Source organism: Calothrix sp. CBUCES-K 9914 (assembly GCF_059640475.1).
Genome location: NZ_JBXXZH010000275.1, coordinates 1 through 11,352, shown reverse-complemented (window position 1 = coordinate 11,352; position 11,352 = coordinate 1). Strand labels below are relative to the sequence as shown.

10 protein-coding genes are annotated in these 11,352 nt (G+C 40.0%); 4 read left to right on the top strand and 6 right to left on the bottom strand.

The genetic code is table 11. From position 1 onward, the window contains the following. On the top strand, positions 1–1,356 hold a 1,356-nt coding region (locus AC2JBO_RS37470), incomplete at its 5' end, for a CHASE2 domain-containing protein (RefSeq protein WP_496958713.1). Positions 1,357–1,556: 200 nt separating this feature from the next. After that, on the top strand, positions 1,557–2,543 hold the full coding sequence (locus AC2JBO_RS37465; protein ID WP_496958712.1) for an isopenicillin N synthase family dioxygenase: 987 nt from the start codon (positions 1,557–1,559) through the stop codon (positions 2,541–2,543). A 61-nt stretch (positions 2,544–2,604) separates the two neighbouring features. Here AC2JBO_RS37465 and AC2JBO_RS37460 read toward each other — a convergent pair whose 3' ends face one another. From AC2JBO_RS37460 to AC2JBO_RS37440, 5 genes are all read right to left on the bottom strand, one after another. Continuing rightward, positions 2,605–3,039, bottom strand: coding sequence for a hypothetical protein (locus AC2JBO_RS37460; RefSeq protein WP_496958711.1), 435 nt, complete (start codon positions 3,037–3,039; stop codon positions 2,605–2,607). Beyond that, positions 3,036–3,800 carry a GDSL-type esterase/lipase family protein gene (locus AC2JBO_RS37455; protein WP_496958710.1) on the bottom strand — a complete coding sequence of 255 codons (765 nt, stop codon included), beginning with the start codon at positions 3,798–3,800 and terminating at the stop codon, positions 3,036–3,038. Before AC2JBO_RS37455 ends, AC2JBO_RS37460 begins: the two co-directional genes overlap by 4 nt. Positions 3,801–4,134: 334 nt before the next feature. Then, positions 4,135–6,645 (bottom strand): type I DNA topoisomerase, encoded by a 2,511-nt coding sequence (gene topA / locus AC2JBO_RS37450; protein ID WP_496958709.1) that lies wholly within the window; start codon positions 6,643–6,645, stop codon positions 4,135–4,137. A 433-nt stretch (positions 6,646–7,078) separates the two neighbouring features. Beyond that, positions 7,079–7,564: a type II toxin-antitoxin system YhaV family toxin gene (locus tag AC2JBO_RS37445; protein ID WP_496958708.1), complete on the bottom strand. Its 486-nt coding sequence runs from the start codon at positions 7,562–7,564 to the stop codon at positions 7,079–7,081. Next, positions 7,542–7,871: a hypothetical protein gene (locus AC2JBO_RS37440; RefSeq protein WP_496958707.1), complete on the bottom strand. Its 330-nt coding sequence runs from the start codon at positions 7,869–7,871 to the stop codon at positions 7,542–7,544. The genes AC2JBO_RS37445 and AC2JBO_RS37440 overlap by 23 nt, the downstream gene beginning before the upstream one ends. A 462-nt stretch (positions 7,872–8,333) precedes the next feature. On the opposite strand from AC2JBO_RS37440, the gene AC2JBO_RS37435 reads away from it, so the two are divergent. Together AC2JBO_RS37435 and AC2JBO_RS37430 are read left to right on the top strand one after the other, a co-directional pair. After that, entirely contained in the window at positions 8,334–8,564 is a 231-nt protein-coding gene (locus AC2JBO_RS37435; RefSeq protein WP_496958706.1) for a pentapeptide repeat-containing protein, read from the top strand. Between the two features lie 297 nt (positions 8,565–8,861). Continuing rightward, positions 8,862–10,631, top strand: coding sequence for a Rieske (2Fe-2S) protein (locus AC2JBO_RS37430; RefSeq protein WP_496958705.1), 1,770 nt, complete (start codon positions 8,862–8,864; stop codon positions 10,629–10,631). 117 nt (positions 10,632–10,748) lie between these two features. On the opposite strand, the gene AC2JBO_RS37425 is transcribed toward AC2JBO_RS37430, so the two are convergent. Continuing rightward, on the bottom strand, positions 10,749–11,352 hold a 604-nt coding region (locus AC2JBO_RS37425; RefSeq protein ID WP_496958704.1), incomplete at its 5' end, for a Rieske 2Fe-2S domain-containing protein.

Below are 11,352 nucleotides of genomic sequence, written 5' to 3'. Positions count from 1 at the left end.
GATAAGTTAGCACAAAAGAATAACGATACAATAAATCAGCTATTAGTAAAACTTCAATCTTACCAACCTAGTGTAATTGGTTTAAATTTATACAAACCCCAACGAAACTTGAATGAATTCGGGCGCCAAAATAATCAAGATAATATCATTGGAGTTTGTAAACTTGGTACTGGAGCAGCAGAAACACTAGCATTACTACCAATAGAAAATGTTGGTTTTAACGATGTGCTAGTAGACGACGATAATATTGTTCGACGCAGTTTACTATTTGCAAATCCTGACACAAGCAAAAAATGCACAGCAAAGTATTCCTTCGCAGCAATACTAGCAACCAAATTTCTCCAACAGCAAGGTTTACATACAGACTTTACTCCGAAAGGAGATTGGAAGATAGGTCAAGTTTCCATAAAACCTCTCGATGCTAACTCTGGAGGGTATCGTCGGACATCAGCGCGTGGTTATGAAATAATGCTTGATTATCATTCAGCAGGAGAAATAGCCCAACAAGTAAATATAGATGATGTGCTGGCAAATCGTATCAACCCCGACTTAGTAAAAAATCGTATTGTCATTATTGGTACTAATGTAATTAACAAGTCTAATCCTGGTTTTTACACTCCCTATAGTCAACGGCGCCGAATTAGTGACATACAACTTCAAGCACAAACAGTTAGTCAAATTTTGAATGCTGCCACAAACAATCGTTCTTTACTAAGAATTTGGTCGGAACAAGAACAAATTATATGGATTTCATTTTGGGCACTTGCAGGAGGTATTCTTTCTTGGCCACTGCGTCGTTTTTGGATTTTATTTCCTAGTAAAGTTGCAATATTACTTATATTATTAATCACAACGTTTTATATTTTCACCCAATCAGGCTGGGTTCCTCTTATCGCTCCTGCTTTAGCTTTAATAATAACAGGTTGGTTAACAGCAGGTTTACGAGTTTATCTGAATAGGCGCCAATTAAAAGTTCGGAGTCATAGTATTCCAGACACTATCGCAAAATTAAGAGTATCAAGCTCTGTTGGAAACTCACAAGTAACTATTCCACCAGTTAGCATTTTACAGGGTTCTGGGAATACTACACTTCAAGGAAAATCGAGAGCAAATGAAATTACCCGCTATGCAATTACTTGCAACCAAGGACAAGAGTTAAAATTAGAAGTGTTACAGGGTGATGTAAATTTAAAATTGATTGACCCAGACGGCATCACTATAGTAACAGCAATCAATACCAATATAAACGAGCCAACACGATGGCAAGGTTTATTACCTCAAACAGGAGACTATATTCTTGAAATTACTGCTGTAAAGAAATCACAGTACTTAGTTAACGTTAACGTTGCTGCTTAATACGTGCTAGCCAAAATTAACAATCAAAGGCGCCGAAATGTACGAGCATAGGGACAAGCATAATTAGACTTTTCTGTCAACTACTTCTACACTCTCTGGCGCTCTAGGGGTGCGGCTGTTTGTAGCACTTTCCGATACTTTGATTTTTCAATATAATACTGTTAAAGCTATATAGATATCGAATATAGGAGAATCCATCGATGGTTAATCAGTTAACTGTTCAATCAATTCAAGTACCGATTATTGATTTTGCTCTGTTTTTAGATGGTAATTCTAACAGCCAACTTCAAGTTGCTCAACAAATTGCTCAAGCTTGCTGCGAATTCGGATTTTTCTATTTAAAAAATCATGGAGTTTCTCAAGATTTACTAAAAAAAGCCTTTGCTCAATCCCAGCATTTTTTTTCTTTACCTTTAGAAATAAAACAGCAAATCTTGATGGATGAGAGCGCCCGTGGTTACGAAAAATTAGAGTCTCAGTCATTTGACCCTAATAAACCAGGCGATTTAAAGGAGTCTTTTTTATTCGGTAGAGAGCCAAATCTATCTGAGTTAAATGTATTTGCAGGTCGTCCTTATGCAGTTCTTGCGAATCAACCTAGCAAATGGCTTCCAGAATATCTTGAGTTTAAGGAAGTGTCGTTACAATTACTTCATGCTTGCTCACTTGCAACAAGTAAAGTTTTACAAGCTTTTGCGATGGCTCTCAATTTACCAGAAAATTACTTTACTGCATTGCATACAACGCAAGACTACATAATGCGTTTTCTCCATTATCCAGCATTAAAAGAAGCTCCAAAACCTGGACAACCTCGTTTAGGCGCCCACACTGACTGGGGTAGCATAACATTGCTGTTTCAAGATGGAGCAGAAGGGTTAGAAATTTATACCAGTTGGGGAGAATGGATTGCGGCTCCCCCCATTCCAGAGACAATGCTAGTAAATACAGGGGATTTGATGCAATTGTGGACAAACGACCGCTTTCGTTCCACAAAACACCGAGTAGCAGTTCCCGTTGATTTTAGTAGTGCATTAGAAAGATATTCTATCGTTTGTTTTGCGGTGCCGAATTATGATGCTGAAATTGCTTGTATTCCAGCTTGTTGTGATGCTGATTCTCCCGGCATATATGAGCCTGTTGTTGTGGGCGATTATTATATTCAAAAGCTACAGGAAACTTTTAAATGAAAATTGAAAGGTCGATATATGGTATTGAGTCTTATTTTAGTGTTACACTATTACAGTAAGATTACAACCATTGTCCACCGCGAAAGCGCCAGCGAACGAATATAATTCGCATTAAGCTTTGTGAAGTAATAAAGATAGCTAGCCATACAGCGCTGTAATGCAGCAGAAAGATTCCTGGGTCTAATCGTTCTTTGGGTATAGGAATTGGTAGAAATCCAAATAGCTTGGCGCCGCAAAACACAAATACCATTTCCCATATTCCTGCAATTAGCTGATATGCTGCAGGCCAGTCTCTATCCCAGCGATACTTTTGCATTTGGTCGTAAACTACATCCCAAATAATTCCGAATATTGCCACATAAGCAAGTATCCAAAAATATATTAGTCCCGGACTGGCGCCAACTAAACCCACTACAAAAGGAAGTGAGACGATGACACCAACCGTTGCTAGTAGTAATAAGCGAGTTTGCCAACGACCAAATAAAGTAGGAGTCATAAAGAGTTGAAAGTGCTGAGTGATGAGTGCTGAGTAGAGATGCGTAAACCGGAGGTTTTCACGCAGGGATTTATCGCGTCTTCCCAATTTATAACTTGTTCTAAGAGGGTTTTGTAGCCTAGGGTGTTTGGATGTAGTCCGTCTTCACCAATACGTTGATTAATAAAGTCTTGACCGCACGTTATCCAAGAATCAAAAATATCAAGATAGGGTATTCCCCTTTCTACACAAGCTGTACGAGTTGCTTCTTTATAACGGTATTGATCGGCGTGATTATAGTATAAACAATCTAAGAATGGCATTTCACTTTCGTTTACAGGCGCCATTCCCACGAAAAGCACGGGACATAACCGTTGTGCTTGTTCAAGTAGCGTAGCTATTTCGAGTTCAAACCGGGCAAAATCGGTGTAATTTTTACCATCGATACGACCCACGCGCGCGGAGTCATTAACTCCCACTGAAAGAATAATCAAATCAGGGACACGGTTCCGTAATTCTCCACGGTGGCGAAACTCAACTTCTAAGCGTTGGGCAACTTGCATCGTTCTATCACCCCGCACTCCCAGGTTATATAATACATGACCCGGACTATCTGGCAACATCCAAGTACGGCGTAATCTCTCAACCCAACCACCGCCTTCAGGGTCGCCAAAACCATATATTAAACTATCCCCTAGTGCGACAATTTTTTTTGGTTGAATCTTATTTTGTGTAGGTCTAACCGACAACTGCATTGGGGGAGGTGTTAAAAACGTTTGCATCTTAAAATAGTTTATCTTTTCATCTCTTCAAGATACTATACATTTCTACACCATTCAGCCAAATCTCTGAAAAAAACCCAAAACACGCCCGTAATAGTAACTTTAGTTACTTCTTAAATAAAAATATCCGTATTTATCGCAAAAAAAGCGCAAATAAATAGCTCGGTGGTTAGCCGAGCCGCAACGAAGGTCACTAAGTATGTGAGGTGATTGCATGATTTATTATTCCCATAACTATTATTTTCAGTCATGTACAGTGGGCTACAATCATGTTTGTTCTTCACATTTCTATAAATTTCTTCGTATTGATTGTTACAAGCAACCTTTATAAATGTTAAACTTCCTTTTTAATCGGCAACTCACCAAATTTAGGACTCCACCACCCTTTCGCTGTATTGAAATAAACTGCGTCTTTGTGTTTACTATCATTTCGGGAGTCTGGGTTGGAACACCGCAGCATTGTTTTATTTTGTCCGTCTTTTGTATAGCTGTACTCTTCAAGTGGTTTTTTGCAGACTGGACAGGGATATTTGGTAACTTTACCTGTAGTAGGTGTCTTAGTCGGTTGAGCAGTTTTGGTTGTTTTAGTGGTTTTGGCTGTTGAGGCGCCATCTGATGAGTTCGATGAATTCAACTCACCAAACTTAGGACTCCACCACCCTTTCGCTGTATTAAAATAAGCTACATCTTTGTGTTTACTATCATTGTGGGAGTCAGGGTTAGAGCATCGCAGCATCGTTTTATTTTGTCCGTCTTTAACATAGCTGTACTCTGACAACGGTGTTTTGCAAACAGGACAAGGAAATTTTGTGAAGTTAGCAGCTTTATTTTGTGATTTTTGAGATTTTGTTGCACTGGCGCCACCGTCCAAGTTTGTTTTTACAGCATCAGTTGCAGTAGCGCCATTTGATGACCGAGGCGCCTCCCAAGATTTGCTATACTCGCTCCAAAATAAAACTATATTGTCACAACCACTGACACACTTGAGAAAATATTTCTTTTTAACTTTGCTGCTGGGTATTTTGGCTAAGTTGTTTTTGCACTCAGGACATTTGCTTCGAGAAGTTTCATAATTACGTTGATTCGTACTACCAGCATTCTTGACGTTTGATGGAGTGATAGGTACTGTTTTAGCTTTGGCAATAGCTGGGGCAAAATAATTTTGATTCCAGTCAATGAGATAACGCTGCCAAGCTTGTTTACCCGAAGCTATTGTGTCCAGCACATCTTCCATTTTGGCGGTAAATTCTGTTTCTAATAAATCTGGTAATGCTTTTTGTAAAAAATCATCGACTTCTAACCCCAGTGTTGTCGGGTGTAATATATCTTTTGCTAACTCTATATAAGTACGTTTTTTGAGGGTGGCAATCGTGGGAGAATATGTACTTGGGCGCCCGATACCTTTACGCTCCATTAATTGCACTAACTTGGGTTCGGTATAACGTGGTGGTGGTTGAGTTTTTTTCTTTTCGTGACCTGCGTCTTCTAATGTTAATTCTTGCCCTTGTTGTAATGTTGGTAAAAGTGTGTCTTTACTTAAGTTCGACCAGTAACGCGCGTAACCAAGAAACTCCACAACTTGACCTCTCGCTTGCCATAATACATCACCCGACTGTGTAATAATCAACGTTTTACGCAGTTGAGCCGGACAACATTGAGAAGCTACCGCGCGCTTCCATATCATTACATACAAGTCAAATTCATCATTAGTTACTTCTAGTCGTATCTGCGCTGAAGGTTTAAATACATCTGTAGGACGAATAGCTTCGTGACCTTCTTGAGCAGTTTTACTACTACGATGTCTGGCTGTGTTTTTGGGAACGTTTTGCGGGTCGTTTTGCTGTAACCACTTGCGCGCGCTATCGCAAAACTCAGGACTCAACATTACTGAGTCAGTCCGCATGTAAGTTATTAACCCTGCTTCATACAACTTTTGTGCAACCTGCATGGTTTTATCAGGAGAAAATTTCAACCTCGAACCAGCAGCTTGTTGTAGCGAAGAAGTTATAAACGCTGGAGGAGGTTGACGATAATTAAGTTTTCCTTCGTATTGAACGACATGGTGAGGATGACGTTTTGCTTCTTCAACTAAACGGTCTGCTTCTTGTTCGGAAAGAACGCGCGTTGATTCTGGCGCCTGTGTATCATTCTTAGTAGCAGCATCATCATTAACATCTTCTTGGTTTGCTGGCACCTCAGTTTGAGTATTTAATAAACATTTATAAAAAGCTCTAAACCCCTCAGCGTAGTCAACCCATACGCTCCAATAATCTTGGGGTACAAATGTTTGGATTTCCCTTTCGCGTTGACATATTAAATGTAGAGTCGCACTCTGGACTCTGCCGACACTTTTGGCGCCATTATTTAATGCCCAAACTAAAGGACTTCCTTTATAACCAACTAGTTTATCCAAACAATCTCGACACAAGCCGGCGCCAATTAAATTAAAATCAAGCTTGCGAGGATTTGCAATTGCCGCACGCACAGCAGTTTCAGTAATTTCTGTATATACGACACGTTTCGGTTCTTTTAACCCCAAAGCTTCTTTAATATGCCAAGCAATAGTTTCACCTTCTCGGTCTGGGTCAGTTGCTAAAACGACTTCCTGCACTTGGGAACAAGCAGACTTTAATTTTTGTATCGTTTCCCTAGCTTGACTATCGCGCGCGACATAACGACACTTGACATTATTGTCGTCCATAGTAAAACCTAGCGAATCCTCTCCTTCATCGCTAAGTTGGCGAATATGACCACAACTCGCACGCACTATCCAGTCGGCGCCGAGAATTTGACTAAGCTTTTTGACTTTACCAGGAGATTCTACAACTAGAAGGCGTTTAGGCATAAACCTGACAGAAATGATGCAACATTCGTAGAGACGTTACATGTAACGTCTCTACTACCGTTATTTATATAGTACAACTGTCTAAAATATTCCTGTATTTAAAAAATATTTACTTTTCACTCTTTAATCTACTAATTCGTGTCATTAATTTTGTGGAGTTGGAAAATAAAATCCCCCCAACCCCCGCGTGGAAGGCTACGGTGTACATATAAATTTCCTTTACCCTGAAGGGTCGGGCTTTGTCCGTGTAGTCCCACCCTTATAGGGTGAGAGGCTTATAAATTCGGGATTTTTTGAGATATGTGTACACCGTAGCGCGCGCTACAGGCTTAACTATAGAGCAAGTTCAGCAATTGCAACAAAATTTATAACCAAATCCATAGATATGATTTTAAGCGTCTCTGGTCGTAATACTAGAAACGCTTTTTATTATTTATTTCTCTGATTCTTCTCCAGTTGCATCAGATTCTGGCACTAATTCATCCAAACTATCTGGAAAATATCCTTGTGTTACCATCTTGGTAAACACTTCGTAACAATCATCTTTGGCGCCCTCTTTACGAGGAAACCCTAGCCACAGAATAACAATTACTTTTAAATCTGGGGTATCAAAGACTCGAAAAAACAGACGATATCTTGAAGGTAAACCCATCTTCTTCAGGCGCCCATATCGTTTTAATACCCCTGTTAATGCAAAATAACTTGCTCTTGGGTTAGCTGGGATTTTAGTTTCAATTGCAATTGTAATTGCTGCTAATAACTTGACTGTCGCGTGGGTTTTATATTCAACTTCTGGTAATTTTTCACGCAAATCAGAAACACGGTCAAACAATTCTTGAAACTGAGTATCAAATAGTTGCGGGTGAAAATAAACCTCCCAGCCGTTACTAACGAACTTAGCTATTTTCTTCTGACTCATCTTCTAATTCCACACCGTCAATTAATTTATGAACAGCTTCAGACATCTCAACTGTATAAGGTCGCAACGTATTATTTTTGAGAGCTTCTGCCATTGCAAAATCGAGAAAAAGCCGCATCATCAGCGAATCTTCTTCTTCGTCATCGTCAGGGGGAACAATCCGCACAATTGCCGTATCAGGAGATAACACCTCTATCCAACCGTCTGCGTTAGCAAACTGGGGATGTTCCCGATAAAACTCTGCAGGTAGACGAAACCCCGCGCTGTTACCGATTTTTGTACTACGAATGCTATAAGAGTTGCTCATGTTTGCTTGTATGTACATAATGTACTTACATAATATCTTATTGTGCAGTAGCCTATGAACGGTAATTTTTAATTTTCATATCAATTTAATGAGGGTTAAAGGTCACGCCATGCCTGATAAAGTTAAAGTAACTATTATTACTAAGATTTCTCTTCGTTGCCGTACAGGTCTGGAACGTTTGTTAAACGCTTTTGAAAGTGTAAAAAGATTTACGCCAACTCACTGGGGTTTAGATGAACGGGCGCCTAATCCGTATAATCATGACGAGTTCATCGCAGCTGTAAGCACTTTAAAAAGCAATTTTTATCTGCCTGGTTTACACAGAAGACAAGCTCCCCGTTATAAAGCTTATTTTTCGGCAAGAAATGAAAGTCTTAATTATTGGAGTATGCTGACTTCACTGGCGCCGAGCTTACAGGTTCTCTGTTTTTCGGTAGCCTTTTGCATAAGGCAGTACTTTATATGGTCAAGGCAGACAACACAGGTTTCAACCGCGCTGATATGAAACAGGCAGACCTCCGCGATGGTAGTTTTATCAGAGCAACTTTTAATCATGCAGACTTTTCTTTCGCCAATCTCTCTGGCAGCAATTTTTCGCAGGCTGATTTTCGGCAAGCAAAACTAGATCATGTTAACTGGGATAATGTTAATTTGACAGGTGCTTTATTCTCAGAAGGAGCAGCACTCAAATAGGTCATAATAGCAATTTTCTATGATGTTTCAATTTCATCTGAAATTAACTCTTAAATAACGAACCGCATAATCTGGAGGATTTCCCACAGGGTAGAACGCAAAGGAAACAAAGGTAAGAAAGAAGAGAAGGTAGGTTTACAAAAATTAAAATTATTTTTGCTCCAAAAGCTGTTTATTTTGTCACAGTAAGAGATAGGAGCAAACATCGTAAAAATTTAAGAATTTGTGAAAATTGCTGTAGAGACGCGAGGAACATCGCGTCTCTACACGATGCGGAATATCATTAATAAAAAAATTATGACTCAAACATTTGAAAACTCAACATATACAAAAGAACGCTACGTCTTTGCTGCTAAATTAGTTGAAGTACAAACAGAGGGCAGTAAAGTCGTTAATTTGGAACAACATGTTATTGCTCTTTTCTACAACGATGGTAAAGTTTATGCCATTGACAATCGTTGCCCACACATGGGTTTTCCTTTGCATGGCAGCATTTGTAAAGATGGCATTGTTACTTGTCCTTGGCATTACGCACGCTTTGACCTTGATAGCGGTGGTACTTTTGATTCCTGGGCTGATGATGTCCGCGCGTTTCCTGTAGAAATTCGTTCGGGCGAGATTTGGGTAAATTTAACACCTCAAGTTGATTTTATTACACACCAACGTCAACGACTTCAAGATGGTTTAGAACAGGGTATTTCTCTTGTAATTGCCAAATCTGTGATAGCTCTGGATAAGCAGGTTGATGCTGCTGAGATTTTTAGGATGGGGTTAGAATTCGGCGCCCGTTACAATAAGCAAGGTTGGAGTAGTGGTTTAACTATCCTGACTTCGATGATGAATTTGTTGCCTTATTTAGATGCAGAAGATAAACCTTGTGCGCTTTATCAAGGACTTTCTGCTGTTGCGCGCGATAGTGCAGAAGCACCACCACACTTTAGCGTTCATCCATTGCCCAATTCAAATGTTGATGCAAACACTCTCAAAAATTGGTTTCGCGAATTTATCGAACGACGAGATAGCGAAGCAGCAGAACGTTGTTTGGTAACTGCTGTCCGCACGGGTTTATCCAGAGTGCAAATTGTAGATATGCTGTTTGCTGCTGCCACTGACCATCGTTTCCTTGATGTTGGCCATACTGTTGATTTTATTAATAAAGCGCTGGAAGCACTTGATTTTGTAGACTGGCAAGGCGCCGAACAGGTGTTAGCAAGTTTGGTTGTTCCTTTAACAAGTGCTTCTCGCATGGAAGAATCTAGTGGGTGGCGTTATCCTGTAGATTTAGTAGCAATTGTTGATAATGCGTTTGAACAATTACCTGCGGTATTGAAGGAAGGAAGTGGGCGCCGCGATAGTTGGTATGGTCAGGATGAATTAATTACTATTCTTTTAGGAGATGATGCCCAAGCTATAGTTGATGCACTGCTTAATGCTTTACGCTCTGGCGCCAAAGAAGAACAATTAGCGCTTACCGTAACTTATGCTGCTGCTTTGCGCGTTGCTCGTTTCCACACTAATAACGACTTTGGCGACTGGGATGCAGCACACCATCCTTTTACTTATGCCAATGCTGTGCATGAAGGTTTGCAGCGCGTGCCTTCATTAGAATTATTACGTGGTGTGTTTGATGGCGCCATGAGTGTCTATCTCAACCGCTTTTTAAATGTTCCACCAGCACGAATTCCTGAACCAAAAGATATTACAGAGAACCCAGAGAACTTGCTTAACCAACTACCAGATTTATTAGACCGTCAGCAACAAGTAAACGAAGCTGGGAAATTAGTTGCTCAGTATCTATATAGTGGTGGCAAACCAGAGTTATTGATGGCAATGTTAGGTAAATTAATGTTGCGAGAGAACCGTGATTTCCACGTTATTCAAGAAATAGAAGCAGCCTTTAGACAATATCATTTATTAGGTAAATCTCATAAAGAAGGCGCCTTTCACATTTTGATTGCGGCAACAAGGTATTTAGCGGCACATGCTCCAACAATGCGCGCGCAAGCTCAAACTTATCAAATGGCTTACCGCTTACACAGAGGTGAGCTATTGTTTGAGGATAAGTAGCAAATTTTACATTACTATTCAGCTTTTTTGGTTACTGTTGATATTTATGGTGCGTAACGCTACAAGATTATTCGCTTCGTTGAAATATTGTTATAGCGTTACGCACCCTACGTACATTTACTTGTGTGTTTGCTCAACTTCTCCATGAGCTTTGAGCAGTGCTGAAAACTTTCGTCGCATTAAGATACCAGGTTTATCGGTCATCATGTGCTGTTCTTTGGTAATATCAAGCGGCACGTCATAGTCAGTTGTTTCCAAAATGACCTTATCTTCCAAAGTAACCGCGCGGTCAAAAGCTACTGCATTTTCTGCTTTTGTTTCGGCTTCTGTATCGTTACGTAAACAAAATTGTACTATTTGAGAAGTCGAATCGTCGATTGGTGTGGCTGTATTTACAACAATATGAACTAAACCGTTAGGATAACCGATTCGTAGTTGGGCTGTAAATGGCATGTACCAAGTCATATGCATTGTTCGCACTACCTGGTTTTCTTCAATTTTAAGGTTTTCTTGCTGTAATTTGGGGTTTGTCACTCCTAACACCGTCCAAAAATCAATTCCCCACTCGTGTTCCTGCAATTCCATTTTATCGGGAGTTGGATGTTCCTCACTGCCGAAAGTCGTTGTATGTACAAACGTTGGGTGTGCAGTGTCAAACTCGTTTTCCATGACTCGCAACCCAGCACACTTCCAAGGTTCGTAAAATTCTTGAATTAAGCGA

Bases quoted from the DNA above. Each gene is read 5' to 3' on its own strand.
- topA (WP_496958709.1), bottom strand. From the start codon at position 6,645: ATGCCTAAACGCCTTCTAGTTGTAGAATCTCCTGGTAAAGTCAAAAAG.
- AC2JBO_RS37460 (WP_496958711.1), bottom strand. From the start codon at position 3,039: ATGACTCCTACTTTATTTGGTCGTTGGCAAACTCGCTTATTACTACTA.
- AC2JBO_RS37445 (WP_496958708.1), bottom strand. From the start codon at position 7,564: ATGAGTCAGAAGAAAATAGCTAAGTTCGTTAGTAACGGCTGGGAGGTT.
- AC2JBO_RS37455 (WP_496958710.1), bottom strand. From the start codon at position 3,800: ATGCAAACGTTTTTAACACCTCCCCCAATGCAGTTGTCGGTTAGACCT.
- AC2JBO_RS37435 (WP_496958706.1), top strand. From the start codon at position 8,334: ATGGTCAAGGCAGACAACACAGGTTTCAACCGCGCTGATATGAAACAG.
- AC2JBO_RS37440 (WP_496958707.1), bottom strand. From the start codon at position 7,871: ATGAGCAACTCTTATAGCATTCGTAGTACAAAAATCGGTAACAGCGCG.
- AC2JBO_RS37465 (WP_496958712.1), top strand. From the start codon at position 1,557: ATGGTTAATCAGTTAACTGTTCAATCAATTCAAGTACCGATTATTGAT.
- AC2JBO_RS37430 (WP_496958705.1), top strand. From the start codon at position 8,862: ATGACTCAAACATTTGAAAACTCAACATATACAAAAGAACGCTACGTC.